This window comes from Dyella sp. M7H15-1, from assembly GCF_004114615.1.
GTDB lineage: Bacteria > Pseudomonadota > Gammaproteobacteria > Xanthomonadales > Rhodanobacteraceae > Dyella_B.
The window spans coordinates 813,933-828,178 of record NZ_CP035300.1; the positions used below are offsets into that span (position 1 = coordinate 813,933).

At 59.5% G+C, this 14,246-nt stretch carries 12 protein-coding genes, 1 tRNA gene and 1 pseudogene; 11 read left to right on the top strand and 3 right to left on the bottom strand.

Features of this window, described 5'->3' with window-relative positions; translation table 11 throughout:
• Positions 1–104 precede the first annotated feature (104 nt).
• The 6 genes and pseudogenes from EO087_RS03975 to tnpA all read left to right on the top strand — a co-directional run bounded on the left by EO087_RS03975 (position 105) and on the right by tnpA (position 6,141).
• The gene (locus tag EO087_RS03975; protein WP_128897741.1) at positions 105–596 is read left to right on the top strand and encodes a regulatory protein RecX; all 492 of its coding nucleotides are present in this window, start codon (positions 105–107) and stop codon (positions 594–596) included.
• Between the two features lie 83 nt (positions 597–679).
• Positions 680–3,316 carry an alanine--tRNA ligase gene (gene alaS / locus EO087_RS03980; RefSeq protein WP_128897742.1) on the top strand — a complete coding sequence of 879 codons (2,637 nt, stop codon included), beginning with the start codon at positions 680–682 and terminating at the stop codon, positions 3,314–3,316.
• Positions 3,317–3,588: 272 nt separating this feature from the next.
• Positions 3,589–3,795: a carbon storage regulator CsrA gene (csrA, locus tag EO087_RS03985; RefSeq protein WP_128897743.1), complete on the top strand. Its 207-nt coding sequence runs from the start codon at positions 3,589–3,591 to the stop codon at positions 3,793–3,795.
• A 69-nt stretch (positions 3,796–3,864) separates the two neighbouring features.
• A tRNA-Ser gene (locus EO087_RS03990) sits at positions 3,865–3,957 on the top strand.
• 478 nt (positions 3,958–4,435) lie between these two features.
• A pseudogene (locus tag EO087_RS04000) lies at positions 4,436–5,489 on the top strand (IS3 family transposase); the annotation flags it as partial.
• A 220-nt stretch (positions 5,490–5,709) separates the two neighbouring features.
• Complete coding sequence (tnpA, locus tag EO087_RS04005) at positions 5,710–6,141, top strand: IS200/IS605 family transposase (RefSeq protein ID WP_128897727.1); 432 nt, start codon at positions 5,710–5,712, stop codon at positions 6,139–6,141.
• Between the two features lie 121 nt (positions 6,142–6,262).
• Here tnpA and EO087_RS04010 read toward each other — a convergent pair whose 3' ends face one another.
• Positions 6,263–7,066, bottom strand: coding sequence for an inositol monophosphatase family protein (locus tag EO087_RS04010; RefSeq protein WP_128897744.1), 804 nt, complete (start codon positions 7,064–7,066; stop codon positions 6,263–6,265).
• 135 nt (positions 7,067–7,201) lie between these two features.
• Here EO087_RS04010 and EO087_RS04015 point away from each other — a divergent pair, with 135 nt between their 5' ends.
• Positions 7,202–7,963, top strand: a complete 762-nt coding sequence (locus EO087_RS04015; protein WP_128897745.1) for an RNA methyltransferase — start codon at positions 7,202–7,204, stop codon at positions 7,961–7,963.
• 33 nt (positions 7,964–7,996) lie between these two features.
• Here the strand turns inward: EO087_RS04015 and EO087_RS04020 are convergent, their stop codons facing one another.
• A complete protein-coding gene (locus tag EO087_RS04020) occupies positions 7,997–9,316 on the bottom strand; it encodes a hemolysin family protein (protein WP_128897746.1) in 1,320 nt (439 codons plus the stop codon).
• A gap of 229 nt (positions 9,317–9,545) precedes the next feature.
• On the opposite strand from EO087_RS04020, the gene EO087_RS04025 reads away from it, so the two are divergent.
• Positions 9,546–10,175 (top strand): pit accessory protein, encoded by a 630-nt coding sequence (locus EO087_RS04025; RefSeq protein WP_128897747.1) that lies wholly within the window; start codon positions 9,546–9,548, stop codon positions 10,173–10,175.
• A 57-nt stretch (positions 10,176–10,232) separates the two neighbouring features.
• Positions 10,233–11,366 carry an inorganic phosphate transporter gene (locus tag EO087_RS04030; RefSeq protein ID WP_128897748.1) on the top strand — a complete coding sequence of 378 codons (1,134 nt, stop codon included), beginning with the start codon at positions 10,233–10,235 and terminating at the stop codon, positions 11,364–11,366.
• 1 nt (position 11,367) lies between these two features.
• Here the strand turns inward: EO087_RS04030 and EO087_RS04035 are convergent, their stop codons facing one another.
• Positions 11,368–11,772 (bottom strand): hypothetical protein, encoded by a 405-nt coding sequence (locus tag EO087_RS04035; RefSeq protein WP_128897749.1) that lies wholly within the window; start codon positions 11,770–11,772, stop codon positions 11,368–11,370.
• Positions 11,773–11,840: 68 nt separating this feature from the next.
• Between EO087_RS04035 and EO087_RS04040 the strand changes: the two genes are divergently transcribed.
• Both EO087_RS04040 and recQ read left to right on the top strand, forming a co-directional pair.
• Positions 11,841–12,206, top strand: a complete 366-nt coding sequence (locus EO087_RS04040) for an MGMT family protein (RefSeq protein ID WP_128897750.1) — start codon at positions 11,841–11,843, stop codon at positions 12,204–12,206.
• A gap of 142 nt (positions 12,207–12,348) precedes the next feature.
• A complete protein-coding gene (gene recQ, locus EO087_RS04045; RefSeq protein WP_128897751.1) occupies positions 12,349–14,163 on the top strand; it encodes a DNA helicase RecQ in 1,815 nt (604 codons plus the stop codon).
• Positions 14,164–14,246: the final 83 nt, after the last annotated feature.

A 14,246-nucleotide genomic window follows, 5' to 3' on the forward strand; every position in this document is an offset into this window, starting at 1 on the left:
TCATCCCAGGGAGTGTCGAGTTTTAACTCGGCATGTTTTAGGTCGAGCTGGGGCTGGCGTTCCCAGATAGATCACGACTGGCGTCGAGTAATCATCTGTTGCACATGAAACGCAAATCTAGCGATAAAACCACGGAGAGACCCAGCGCCTACAACAAGGCGCTCGGCCTGCTCGTACGCCGTGAACACTCTCGCCGAGAATTGCGCCAGAAGCTGGATCGCAGCGGCTACGCCGACGATGAAGCCTGTGAGGCGCTGGACCGCCTCGGCCAGCAGCATTGCCAGGACGACGATCGCTTTGCCGAAGCGCTGATCCGCAACCGCTCAGCGCAAGGTTACGGTCCCATGCGCCTGCGCGCCGAGCTGAAAAGCCACGGCTTGCCGGATGCACGCATTCGCAGCCTGCTGGAATCGGCCCAGATCGATTGGACTGATTCCGCTGCCGCCCAATTGCGCCGCCGCTATGGCTCTGCAGGCACAACGGACCCGGCCGAACGCACCCGCAGGGCGCAATTCCTCTTGCGCAGAGGCTTTTCCGCCGTCACAGTACGGGATGTAACCCACGCCGACGTGGACGCTGCTGACGCTTCCCCCTGAGTTCCCTGTTCCAGAAGGATGGATGGGCCGGTCGCGGCGTCGGCGCTGTGCGGCGGTCCCTTTTGTCTTTTTGCCATGACATCATGAAAACCGCTGATATACGCTCTGCTTTTCTCGATTACTTCCGCGCCAAGGATCACACCATCGTGCCGTCCAGCTCGCTGGTACCCGGAAACGATCCGACCTTGCTGTTCACCAACTCCGGCATGGTGCAGTTCAAGAACGTATTCCTCGGCAGCGAAAAGCCACCCTACGTGCGCGCGGCTGATGTACAGCGATGCCTGCGCGCGGGCGGCAAGCACAACGACCTGGATTCGGTGGGCTATACCGCGCGTCACCACACTTTCTTCGAGATGCTTGGCAACTGGTCGTTCGGCGATTACTTCAAGCGTGACGCCATACGCTATGCCTGGGAGCTGCTGACCGAGGTCTTCAAGCTGCCGCGCGAAAAACTGTGGGTCACGGTCTATCACACAGACAACGATGCCTACGACATCTGGAATAAGGAATTGGGCGTACCGGCCGAGCGCATCGTGCGTATCGGCGACAACCAAGGTGCGTTGTATGCCTCGGACAATTTCTGGCAGATGGCCGACACCGGTCCATGCGGTCCCTGTACCGAAATTTTCTACGACCACGGCCCAGAGATTGCCGGCGGCCCGCCCGGCTCACCCCATGAAGATGGCGATCGCTACATCGAAATCTGGAACCTCGTGTTCATGCAGTTCGACCGCGCGCCCGACGGCACGCTGTCGCCACTGCCAGCCCCGTGCGTGGACACCGGCATGGGCCTGGAACGTCTCGCCGCCGTGTTGCAGCACGTGCACTCCAACTACGAAATCGATCTGTTCCAGCACCTGATCAAGGTGGCTGCGGAACTAACGAGCACGAAAGAGCTGACCAACAAATCCCTACGCGTGATCGCAGATCACATCCGCGCGTGTTCCTTCCTGATCGTGGACGGCGTGTTGCCGTCGAACGAAGGTCGCGGTTATGTATTGCGCCGAATCATCCGCCGCGCGCTGCGCCATGGCTGGATGCTCGGCGTACGCGGTGATTTCTTCTGGAAGATGGTGCAGCCGCTGGTCGAGGAAATGGGCAGCGCCTATCCAGAACTGGCTGCGAAGCAGTCGTTCGTGGAAGACGCGCTGCGTACCGAAGAGCGACGCTTCTGCGAAACACTGGAAAACGGCATGCGCTTGTTCGATGTCGTGGCAACCAAGTCGGGCGACGAGATTCCGGGTGTGGACGCGTTCCGTTTGTACGATACCTATGGCTTCCCGGTCGACCTGACTGCCGATATCGCACGCGAGCGCGGCCTCACCGTCGACATGGACGGCTTCGAGCAAGCCATGAAGGAGCAGCAGGAGCGTAGTCGCGAAGGCGGTAAATTCGAAGCCAAGGGCCAGATGCCGGCCGAACTCGCCAGCCAGCTCAAGCCCACTGCTTTCCTCGGTTACGAAACCTTGTCGAGCCAGGATTGCAAGGTGGTTGGCATAGTCCGCGCGGGCAAGCAGATCGATCAGCTTGCGGCGGGCGAAGAAGGCCTGGTGATCCTTGACCGCACACCGTTCTACGCCGAGTCGGGCGGCCAGATCGGCGACACCGGTATCCTGTCGAACGGGGCCGGTTCGTTGGACGTTGTCGATACGCTCAAGATGGGCGGTGTGTTCTTCGGTCATGCTGGTCGCTGGCAAGGCGTGCAACCACTGCGCACCGGCGATCTTATCGATGCCTCGGTGGACGCTTCGCGTCGCCAGGCCACCGTGCTCAACCACTCCGCCACACACTTGCTGCATGCTGCATTGCGCGAAGTGCTGGGCACGCATGTCATGCAGAAGGGGTCGCTGGTGGCTCCGGATCGCCTGCGTTTCGACTTTTCGCATTTCAAGCCTGTCAGCCGTGAAGAGCTGGCACGGATCGAGACGATGGTGAATGCCGAAGTGCGCCGCAACGCTGAAGCCGAAGTGCGTCACATGGCGTACGACGATGCCATTGCCTTGGGTGCGATGGCGCTGTTCGGCGAAAAGTACGGCGACGAAGTGCGCGTGCTGAAAATGGGCGATTTCTCCACCGAACTTTGCGGCGGCACGCACGTTGACCGTACCGGTGACATCGGCCTGTTCAAGATCGTCAGCGAAGCAGGCGTGGCTTCTGGCGTGCGTCGTATGGAGGCTGTAACCGGAGCGGGTGCGTTGGCTTATGTGGCCGACGAAGAGCGTCGCCTGGGCGAATTGTCGAGCCTGCTTTCCAGTAGTGGCGACGATGTCGCTGAGAAGCTGCGTCAGTTGCTTGACCGTCAGAAAAAGCTCGAGCGCGAATTGGAATCACTGCGTGCCAAGGCAGCCGGTTCTATGACTGGCGACCTGGTCAGTTCGGCGAAAGATGTCGGCGGTATCAAGGTGATCGCTGCACGTCTGGAAGGTCTGGATGCCAAAGCATTGCGTGATGGCGTGGATCAATTGAAGCAACAACTTATGGATTGTGTCGTGGTGCTGGCTGGTGCTGCAGAAGGTCGGGTTTCCCTGGTGGCGGGCGTGCATGGCAAGGCCGCAGGGCGCATCAAGGCGGGAGATCTGGTGGCGCATGTCGCCAGCCAGATCGAAGGAAAAGGTGGCGGCCGTCCAGACATGGCGCAAGGCGGCGGCTTCGACAAACCACAATTGTCTGACGTCCTGACAGATGCCGTGGATTGGGTTGGAAAGCAGCTTGCCGGTTGATGCGCCGCATATGGACCCGATGTAAAGATTGTGTATAGATTGCACTTGGTGCCTGTGCTCAGTTAATATCCTTAAGATTACGGTGCTATCTGGTTGCGTCAGGTACCGTGAAAGCCAAGTTGTTTTTCGAGGCAACTTGGTTTTGGAGCCGGGGAAGGCGGTAAGGCCTTTGACGGACGCGAACGTCAGAACTGCGTGATGGATGTGCTCAGGGGTGAGGCAACAACATGCAGATGGCCTATGACCACAAGCATTAAAATGGAGTAGCAGCTATGTTGATTCTGACCCGCAGGGTCGGTGAAACCCTGATGATCGGCGACGAGGTGACCGTTACCGTTCTTGGCGTGAAGGGCAATCAGGTCCGTATTGGTATCAATGCGCCCAAAAACGTCGCCGTACACCGCGAAGAGATCTACCAACGTATCAAGGGCGAGAACGAGCATCATGGCGGCGCTTCGGGGCAATCAGGTGGTCATTGATCGACCCTTTACCTTAAGGGCTTTGGCCAGTATCCTTGCGGGCTCCGCGGCGACGCGGAAACAAAACACGGAGAGATGCCCGAGAGGCCGAAGGGGCTCCCCTGCTAAGGGAGTATAGGGTCAAAAGCCTTATCGAGGGTTCGAATCCCTCTCTCTCCGCCAGATACGCAAAAAGCCCCTTAAGGGGCTTTTTGCGTATCTGGCGGAGAGAGAGGGATTCGACACAAATTTGTCAGGAACAACTAGGACAGCTCAAATGGCTTGTTCAGTTAGCTGCCAGGAGTGAATGTGCACTCGTTCGGGCTTTGGCTCTGACAAGAACTTGGCTCGTCGGATTTAGACGCCTGCCATTTATCGGATAAGGTGATTTTCTCTGGATTTTTCAAGCTGAGCCTCAATCCGTCTTTGGTATCTGTCCCGTTTGGCTCGAAAAAGCCGTAATCGCAAAATATTTGCGTTTTCCCGTTCGTAACCTTCGCATTGGCTTCAAGGAACTTGACGGATATTTGTTCGTTTTTGCTGCGTGAGGAGCGGTCACTTCCGATCCAAGTAATGCCCTGTGCTGCGTCGATTTCGTACTTGCACCCTTTCGAACTGCCTGCTGAGCAGTTCGCAGCCTTTATTGTTTCCGTACTTGGACAAGCGCGGTCCCAAGCCGAACGAGGCGAGCGGTGATGACGACCGGCTGTACAGCGAGATTGGTCGACTGAAAGTGGAACTGGACTGGCTGAAAAAAAGTCCGGGCTGTGAGCATGGCGATGCGGATGAGTTGGATCGATGCGTCGGACACGGCGCTGTCTATCACGCAGCAGTGCGTATTGAGCGCGGTGCCACGGGCAAGTGTGTATCGCCAACGGAGCGCGCAGACCCTACCCTGCGAGGAGGATTTGCTGTTGTGCAGGTTGATCGATGAGGCGTACACCGCAAGGCCGTTCTACGGCAGCCGGCGGATGGTCAGGACCATGCGTGCGCAAGGCTATCGGGTCAACCGTAAGCGCGTGCAGCGCCTGATGCGTGCGATGGGCTTGGCAGGCATGGCGCCCGGTCCAGCGACCCGCGTGAAGCATCCTGAGCACAAGGTCTATCCCTACCTGCTGCGTGGCGTGCCGGTCGTGCGCCCGGGTCAGGTGTGGAGCACGGACATCACCTACATCCGGCTACCGCGTGGTTTCGCTTACCTGGTCGCGATCATCGATGGGTACAGCCGCAAGGTGCTGAGCTGGCGGATCAGCAACAGCCTGGATGCCGCGTTCTGCGTCGACTGCCTGGAGGAGGCATTGAGCGTTTACGGCCGGCCGGAAATCTTCAACAGCGATCAGGGTGTGCAGTTCACCAGCAAGGCATTTACGGATGTGCTCAAACGCGAAGGTGTGCAGATCAGCATGGATGGTCGCGGACGCGCACTGGATAATATTTTCGTCGAACGGCTGTGGCGCACGGTCAAGTATGAAGACGTATATCTGAAAGGGTATTCCACGATGGCCGAGCTGATGATCGGCCTGACGAACTACTTCGCGTTTTACAATGCGGAGCGCCCGCACCAGTCCCTTGGCTATGAGTCGCCGGACACGGTGTACGCCACGAGGAATGGCGGCGGTGCGCTGATCATCGACAAGTACGGCAAGGATGATGTATCCATGTCGAAAACAGGGCAGCGCTGTTCCGCTGCGGATGAGGTTGTGGAAGCAGCTTAAACTGGACTAAAAACTGTCTTGACAGTGGGGTCCACTTTATTGAATACATGGACGGCTTGAGTTTGCAGGGTGCTGGCATGAACTTGTATTCCAGCACGTAACGGTACCTGGTTAACTCAGAATGAGGTAAGCCCCCGGCTTTGCCGGGGGACTCACCAAGGTTTGACCTATACGGCGGTCGTAGTGAACCTGAAATCTCGACCAAGAGACGAGGTTCACGATGAAAGAGTATCAAAGCTTGAGTCATGCCCGTTGGGACTGTAAGTACCACGTGGTGTTCATTCCCAAGCGGAGAAAGAAGCAGGTGTTTGGAGAGTTACGCAAGCACTTGGGCGAGGTCTTCCACGAGTTGGCTTCGCACAAGGAATCGCAGATTGTGGAAGGCCACCTGATGAGCGACCACATTCACATGTGCATCAGCATTCCGCCGAAGTATGCAGTGTCGAACGTGGTGGGTTACCTCAAGGGTAAGAGTGCCATCACCATTGCGCGCAAGTTCGGAGGACGGAATCGAAACTTCACTGGGGAGTCGTTTTGGGCACGAGGCTATTTCGTCTCGACGGTGGGCTTGGACGAAGCGATGGTGAGGGCATACATCCGAAACCAAGAGCAAGAGGATGAACGTTACGACCAGATGAAGCTGGGCGTGTAGCCCGCCGCCTTCAGGCGGCTCACGCTGTTATCGCCCCTTTGAGGGGCTCACCCAATAAAGCCCCCGGCTTTGCCGGGGGATACTTACTTTCGTGAGCAAGAAATTGGGCTGGGTGAAGTGATCAGGTTTTCAGCAGAGAGGCTGTGGCATGGGTGCCAATCGTTTCCATCATTGCCTTCACCATGTGCAGGTTGCCGGCGATGATGTTGCCGCTTTCCGGAATACCATCGCGGCCGGCGAAGTCGCAGTATTGGCCACCGGCTTCGCGCACCAACAGCAGACCGCCTGCCATGTCCCACGGCTTCAGGCCGGTTTCGAAGAAACCATCATAACGGCCGGCTGCGGTATACGCCAGGTCGAGCGCAGCAGAACCCGAGCGGCGAAGGTCTTCGGCCTGGGTCAGCAGGGCGCGGGTCATGGCGAGCTGTGCGTCCAGATGCGCGCGCTGACGGTAGGAGAAACCAGTGCCGATCATCGCACCGTTAAGGCCCTCGCGCTTGCTCACGCGGATGCGGCGGTCGTTGAGGTAGGCACCATCGCCCTTGCTGGCGGTGAAAAGTTCGTCGCGCAGAGGATCGAACACCACGGCGTAGACCGGCTCGCCCTTGTCGAGCAGGGCGATGGAAACGCTGAAGTGCGGGATGCCGCGCAGGTAGTTGTGGGTGCCGTCCAAGGGATCGATCACCCACACCAATGGCCCCTTGCCGAGGGCGCCGCTTTCCTCAGCGAGAATGGCGTGGGTGGGGTAGGCGCGGCGTAGTTCCTTGACGATTTCAGCCTCAGCCAGTCGGTCGACCTCGGATGCGAAGTCCATGCGTTGCTTTTCAACGACGTTCAGGCCGTCGATGCGATTCATGTAACGCAGGATCACGTTACCAGCGGAGCGCGCGGCGCGTACCGCGACGTTGACGGCGGGTCTGGTCATGGCTTTGGCTTGGCAAAAGAACGAATTAGCGGCGTGGGATTCTAGCAGGTTAGGGCAACGCTCTGGCAGGTTCATAGCCCCCGCGGCATGCTCCGTCCACTATTCTTGCCAGCTTCATTCAAGCGTCCTACTCGCATGACCACTGTTTCCGACCTTTCCAGCTATTTCCGCTTTGTCCTTGTTCGCACCTCGCACCCGGGCAATATCGGCAGTGCGGCGCGTGCCATGCGGACCATGGGGTTTCACCGCATGGAGCTGGTTTCGCCGCATCGTTTTCCGGACCGTGAGGCCTCCGCGCTGGCGGCTGGCGCAGACGACGTGTTGGCGAATGCAGGCGTGCACCAGGGACTCGTCGAGGGGTTGGTTGGCAGCAGCATGTCCCTAGGTCTGTCGGCTCGCCGGCGCGGTGTGAATTTGCCAGAGTTGACGCCGCGCGAGGCCGCCGCCCAAGTGCTGGCTGCGGTCCAGCGTGGGGAACAGGTGGCGCTGGTGTTTGGCAATGAGCGCACCGGGCTGGAAAACGAGGAATTGGCGCGTTGCCATGCGATGGTGCGTATTCCCAGCGTGGACGATTTCAGTTCGCTCAACTTGTCGCAGGCAGTACAGGTGATGGCTTACGAATTACGCGTGGCCATGCTGGGTGAGAACGTACCTGCGCCGCCGCCGGCGCATGATGAGCCGCCCGCCGATGCTGCACAGATGGAGCGTTTCTTCGAGCATCTGGCGCAGACACTGGACGATATCGATTTTCACAAAGGCCGTGCGCCGACCACTATCATGCTGCGGTTGCGCAAGTTGTTTCAGCGCGCGCAGATGGACGAGCGCGAGTTGCGTATGCTGCATGGGATTTTTGCCGATGCGCAGCGCATGGCCACCTTGGCGAAGAAAGAAATGTAGGGGCAGGCCCCACGCCTGCCCGGCCTTAGTTGTTCATTGTTCGTCATCCGCCAGTTCAATCCGTGGTACCGGTGTGATCAGCAGCTTGTCGATGCGCGCACCATCCAGATCCAACACTTCAAAGCGAATGCCGCGCCAAGCGAAGACTTCGCCGATCTGTGGGATATGTCCCAGCGCTGCCATCACCATGCCGGCGGCGGTGCGGAAGTCGTGTTCATCCTCGCCTGGCAAATGATCCTGCCGCAGTAGTTCACGCAGATCGTCGGTGGAAATGGCGCCGTCAACCAGCCAGCTACCGTCTTCGCGCTGCGCGATGGGCAGGTTTTCTTCGTTGCCGTGGCCGAGCTGGCTGGCGCCGACCACCGCGGCAAGCAGGTCGTTGAGGGTGACGATGCCGTCGATGCTGCCGTATTCGTCCACCACTAGCGCCATCGGCGTTTCGGCATCGCGGAACTCTTCCAGCAGGTCCAGCGCACGAGCGGTGGCAGGCACGTACAACGGCTTGGCCAGGGTGCGGAACAGGTCCGGCTTGCCAGCGGTGATGCTGCCGAGCAGGCTCTTCACTTCCACCACGCCGACGATGTCGCTCTCGTCACCGCGATAGACCGGATAGCGGGAGTAGGGCGTTTCGCGCAGCACTTCCAGGTTTTCCTGCAGCGGCGCGGTCATATCCAGCCAGGCGATGCGGGTGCGGGGGCTCATCACACTGTCCACCGTGCGGTCACCCAGGCGCAGCACACGGTTCACCATGGCCTGCTCATCGGCATCAAGCACGCCTTGCTCGGTGCTTTCGGCGACCAGCAGGCGGATTTCTTCTTCTGTGGCCGCTGTTTCGCCGCGATCCTTCACGCGCATCCATTTCAGCAGCAGGCTACTGGAGCGGTTGAGCATCCATACAAACGGAGCGGTGGCGCGTGCCAGCACTAGCATGGGCATGCCGACGATGCTCGAAACCTTTTCCGGTGCGGACAGCGCCAGCCGCTTGGGTACGAGTTCCCCTACCACGATCTGGATAAAAGAGATCGCCATGAAGCCCAGCGCCGTGCCGATGATCCGCGTATAGGGCACCAGCCACGCAATGCTGCCGTCGTGCAGCAGGTCGGCGATGTGTGCGCCAACGGCGTCGCCGGCTACGGCGCCAGTGACCAGCATGATCAAAGTGATGCCCACCTGGATAGTGGACAGGAAGTGCTCAGGCGCCTCGGCGTGGCGCAGGGCGATTCGGGCGTGCCGGCTGCTGCGGGCCATCTGCTTCAGGCGGCTCTTGCGCGAAGCCACCAGCGCCATTTCCGATAGCGCGAAGAAACCGTTGCACAGGGCGAGGATGAGGACGAGCGCGAAGGTGGTCAGCATCTCGACAGGGGATGAGGTGCGGGCATGGCGTCAGTGTAAGGCACGGCAGGTTACCGGTGGTGCAGTGCGTAAGCCCGATTAGTTCGAAGACAGACCTCGTTGCTTGTGGGCACCAGGCCGAAGAGAACGTAAACGCTGGGTCGCCCTGGGGCCGTGGTGTGGTGCGGCAGGTGTCTCCTGTAACATGCGCGAAATATTTGCTCCCCTCCCGCGTCCCAGGCTCTATTGCATGTTTTCACTCCAGACGATTTTCGGCAAAGGCGACAAGTTCTACGGATTGCTCGAACAGAGCGCCGAAGCTGCCCGCGAAAGCGCCAAGGCCCTGTATGAACTGGTGACCCATACTGACGGTGCTCCGATCATGGTCGACTTCGCCTCCGCTAGGGCACGCGAAAAGGCGCTGGCTGCGCGGATTAGCCAGGAGCTGGTGAATACCTTCGTCACCGCACTGGATCGCGAGGACATCGAGGCGCTCAACACGGCGCTCTACAAAATTCCGAAGAGTGTGGAGAAGTTCGCTGAGCGCTACGAGATCGTCTCCAGTCGCCTGGTCGGAGTGGATTTCGGCCAGCGTGCCCTGGTGCTTGCCCAGGCGACCGAGGTCGTGGCTCAGATGATCGGCGAACTTCGCAACGGGCTGCACATCGATCCTGTGAAGTCGCTGCAGGACCGCCTGCAAGCTCTGGAGTCGGAGGGCGACCGCTTGCTGTTGGCGCCGTATCGCACGCTCTATATCGAGAGCAACGACGCCATGCGCGCCATGCTGGCAAAGGATTTGTTCGAGCTGCTGGAGAAGGCCATCGACAAGTGCCGCGATGTCGGCAACATCGTTTATTCCATCATCCTGAAGAACTCCTGAGGGATACGCCTTGCACGCTTTCCTATCTGCATGGCGCATCCTGACGGGAGTGGATGCATGAGTCTTGGCCTGGTTATCGCAGTCGTACTGATTGCGCTCACTTTCACCTATATCAATGGCTTTCATGACACCGCCAACTCCATCGCCACCGTGGTGGCGACCAAGGTGCTTACACCTGGACAGGCAGTGCTGCTGGCAGCGGTTACCAACATGATCGGTGCGCTGTGGGGCACTGCCGTGGCGGCGACGATTGCAGCGGGCATTGTCAACACCGGTGTGGTGGAGGCCGGTTCGCAACTGCTGACCTGCGCCTTGCTGTCGGCGATCGTATGGAACCTGATCACCTGGTGGCTGGGTTTGCCTTCCAGTTCCAGTCATGCCTTGGTGGGCGCGCTGGTGGGGGCGGCCATCGCGGAGTCCGGTGGGCGTCTTGCTGCCGTGATTTGGACCCAGGGTGGCGCGCATTGGTGGGAAGGTAAAGGCGTGTTGCCGAAAGTGGTCGTGCCAATGGTGGTGTCGCCGATCATGGGATTTATGCTCGGCTTCCTGTTGATGGGTGGGCTGTATGCGATGCTGGCGTGGTTTGCCCATCGCAAGGGGTTTCTGCGCTATCTGGGCCGTACGCCCTTCGTGAACAGCTTTTTTGGCAAAGCACAGATCTTGTCGGCCAGTGCCATGGGCCTGGCACATGGCATGAATGACGCACAGAAGAGCATGGGCATCATCGCACTGGCACTGGCCGGTGCCACGGCTGCTGGGGATTTCGATGGCGTGCCGGGCTGGCTGTCGTTCCTGCGTATCCATGCATCCGCCACGGGTGGTTTTACCGTGCCGTCATGGGTGGCGGTGCTGTGCGCGCTGACCATGGCGGCCGGTACGGCGGGCGGCGGCTGGCGCATCATCAAGACGCTTGGTCACAAGATGGTGCGTTTGCATCCCATCCATGGCTTCGCTGCCGAAGGCAGCTCGGCACTGGTGATTCTCGGCGCTTCGGTATTTGGCTTGCCGGTGTCGACCACGCATGTAGTGTCTTCGTCAATCATGGGCGTGGGCGCGGCCAAGCGCTTCAACGCCATTCGCTGGTCGGTGGTGGAGCGCATGGTGTGGGCGTGGATCCTCACGCTGCCAGTCACCGCATTGATCGCCTACTGCTTTGTCTATCTGGCCCAATCTATCTGGCCGAGTGCTTGAGCTAAAAGCTGTCGCCACCGCTGACAATCGCCTGTTCGAGCTGGTCGCCGAGGCTGCCCAGTTCGCCGATCAGTCGCTGCAGCTCCTGTTGGTTGAGCAGCTCGTAAGGCCGGTTCTCGCACAGGTGCAGGAATGGCGAACCATCCAGGTCGGCCACCGCCAGAAAGCCATTGCGCTGTTCCCAGTTGAAGCGCAGACAGCGCCTGGGATCCGTGCCGGAAAGGGGGCCGATCGGGGTGGAAATACGCAGGTAACGGTGTCCACCCTCATCCTCCAGCTCCGCCAGATAGATACCTTGGTGGCGACCATGTGGTAACGCCAGATCGAAGCTGATCAGGTAGGGATCGTTCTGCCTCAAGGTATGCAGGCTGCCGATTAGCGAACGCACGGCCTCGAAGTGATGCATGCGAGCACCCGAACAGAGGGACGGATGACTGCTACTCTGCCACGACTGCCTCGCCGGTGCACGTTGTCATGAAAGCGGAATATATGAAAGTTTTCCAGGCCATCGCCGCCATTCCACCCGGACGCGTGGCCAGCTACGGCGCCATCGCGGTTCGGGCTGGCCTGCCGGGACGGGCGCGAATGGTTGGCCGTTTGCTCGGCGAAGTGCCGGATGGCATGACACTGCCCTGGTTTCGCGTGCTGCGATCCAGCGGCCATATCGCCATGCCGCCAGGCAGCCGCGGCTTTCGCGAACAATGCCGTCTGCTGCGCGCCGAGGGCGTGGAGGTGAAGAATGGCCGGGTGCCGTTGTCGCGCTTCGGGCTGGATGCGGATGTGGATCGTGCGTTGTGGGGCATGCCTTATGTGCCCTTTCCCCCTTGGGGCGAGGGCTAGAGGGAGGGGCGCGCTCGCGATAGCGGTGATCACTGACGTGCATCCTTACTCGAAGCTCGAGAGTTAAAGAAATAAGCTTGATCTCCAGGTTGCCCCTCCCCCCGACCCTCTCTCCCAGACGGAAGAGGGAGAAGAAAAAAGTATGTCCGCCACTCCCCTCGATATCCTCCAAAGTGTTTTCGGTTACGCCAGTTTCCGCGGTCCGCAGCAAGCCATCGTCGAGCATGTAGCCCAAGGCGGCGATGCCTTGGTGCTGATGCCTACCGGCGGCGGCAAATCATTGTGCTACCAGATTCCAGCCCTGCTGCGGCAGGGCACGGGCATTGTGGTATCGCCGCTGATTGCGCTGATGCAGGATCAAGTGGACGCGCTGCGCGAGGCCGGTGTTTCTGCGGCCTATCTCAACTCCAGCCTCCATGCGCAGGATCAACGCGAGGTGGAGCGGCGGTTGCTAGCGGGTGAATTGAATCTGCTTTACGTCGCGCCGGAGCGTTTGCTTACCGGGCGCTTCCTGGAGTTGCTCGAACGCACGGACGTAGCGCTATTCGCCATCGATGAGGCGCATTGCGTCTCGCAATGGGGGCACGATTTCCGTCCGGAATACCGGGAGCTGACGATATTGCATCAGCGGTTTGCGCAGGTGCCACGCATCGCGCTGACTGCCACGGCTGATCCGCGTACGCGCGAAGAGATTGCTGAACGGCTGGCGTTGCAGGATGCACAGCAATTCCTATCCAGCTTCGATCGCCCGAATATCCGATATGCCATTGCATTACGCCACAATCCGCGCAGCCAATTGATGGGTTTCCTGGACGGACATCGCGGGGATGCCGGCATCGTCTATTGTTTGAGTCGGCGTAAAGTCGATGAAACCGCTGCCTGGTTGTCCGAAGCCGGTGTCGAAGCCTTGCCGTATCACGCGGGTCTTGATGCGGCAACGCGTGCGGCCAATCAACAGCGTTTTCTGCGCGAAGACGGTGTCGTGATGGTGGCGACGGTGGCGTTTGGCATGGGTATCGACAAACCTGACGTACGCTTCGTGGCGCATTTGGATCTACCGCGCAGCATGGAAGGCTATTATCAGGAGACTGGTCGCGGTGGGCGTGACGGTTTGCCGGCGAATGCGTGGATGGTTTATGGATTGTCCGACGTCGTCACGATGAGTCAGATGATTGCGCAATCCGAATCGGGGGATGATCGCAAGCGTATCGAACGCTCCAAGTTGGATTCGCTGCTTTCGTACGCCGAGGCGACCCAATGCCGCCGCGAGTTGTTGCTATCGGCATTCGGTGAAGACTTCCATGGCCCTTGCGGCAACTGTGATAACTGTCTACAGCCACCGAAAACTTGGGATGCCACGATTCCGGCGCAAAAGGCTTTATCCGCGGTCTATCGCAGTGGCCAGCGCTATGGTTCAGGCCATGTGATCGACATCTTGCGAGGCATCGACAACGAGCGCATGAACCAGCTCGGCCACGATCGGCTATCTACCTTCGGCATTGGCGCCGATATGGACGAGAAGCAGTGGCGCTCGGTGTTTCGTCAATTACTCGCCGCGGGCTTGTTGGCGACCGATGCGGAAGGGTTCGGTACCTTACGTCTTACGGCGGCCAGTCGCGATGTCTTGGTCGGGAATCGGTCCATCCCTATGCGCGAAGAAACGCGGCCACTGCGCCGCGCATCGCGTCGACGCGATAGTCAGCTTGTGACCGGCGCGAGCCTTGGCATCGAAGCGTACGAACAGCCACTATGGGATGCGTTGCGTGCATTGCGTTCACGCCTGGCCAGGCAGCATGGCGTACCGGCTTATGTGATCTTCCACGATGCAACTTTGCTGGCGATGCTGCGCGCGATGCCGGAGAACGAGGACGAGCTTGCTTCAATCAGTGGCATTGGTGACGCGAAGCTGAAGCGTTACGGGCGTGATTTTCTTGAAGTGATCAACGCGAAAGAATAGGGACTATTCCCGTGCGTCATTACTATGGCGGGCGACGGTCGTCCTGATGACGACCGTGATGCAGTTGTCAGGTCGATGTGAAG

Bases quoted from the DNA above. Each gene is read 5' to 3' on its own strand.
- tnpA (WP_128897727.1), top strand. From the start codon at position 5,710: ATGAAAGAGTATCAAAGCTTGAGTCATGCCCGTTGGGACTGTAAGTAC.
- alaS (WP_128897742.1), top strand. From the start codon at position 680: ATGAAAACCGCTGATATACGCTCTGCTTTTCTCGATTACTTCCGCGCC.
- EO087_RS04030 (WP_128897748.1), top strand. From the start codon at position 10,233: ATGAGTCTTGGCCTGGTTATCGCAGTCGTACTGATTGCGCTCACTTTC.
- EO087_RS03975 (WP_128897741.1), top strand. From the start codon at position 105: ATGAAACGCAAATCTAGCGATAAAACCACGGAGAGACCCAGCGCCTAC.
- EO087_RS04010 (WP_128897744.1), bottom strand. From the start codon at position 7,066: ATGACCAGACCCGCCGTCAACGTCGCGGTACGCGCCGCGCGCTCCGCT.
- EO087_RS04020 (WP_128897746.1), bottom strand. From the start codon at position 9,316: ATGCTGACCACCTTCGCGCTCGTCCTCATCCTCGCCCTGTGCAACGGT.
- EO087_RS04035 (WP_128897749.1), bottom strand. From the start codon at position 11,772: ATGCATCACTTCGAGGCCGTGCGTTCGCTAATCGGCAGCCTGCATACC.
- csrA (WP_128897743.1), top strand. From the start codon at position 3,589: ATGTTGATTCTGACCCGCAGGGTCGGTGAAACCCTGATGATCGGCGAC.
- EO087_RS04040 (WP_128897750.1), top strand. From the start codon at position 11,841: ATGAAAGCGGAATATATGAAAGTTTTCCAGGCCATCGCCGCCATTCCA.
- recQ (WP_128897751.1), top strand. From the start codon at position 12,349: ATGTCCGCCACTCCCCTCGATATCCTCCAAAGTGTTTTCGGTTACGCC.
- EO087_RS04015 (WP_128897745.1), top strand. From the start codon at position 7,202: ATGACCACTGTTTCCGACCTTTCCAGCTATTTCCGCTTTGTCCTTGTT.
- EO087_RS04025 (WP_128897747.1), top strand. From the start codon at position 9,546: ATGTTTTCACTCCAGACGATTTTCGGCAAAGGCGACAAGTTCTACGGA.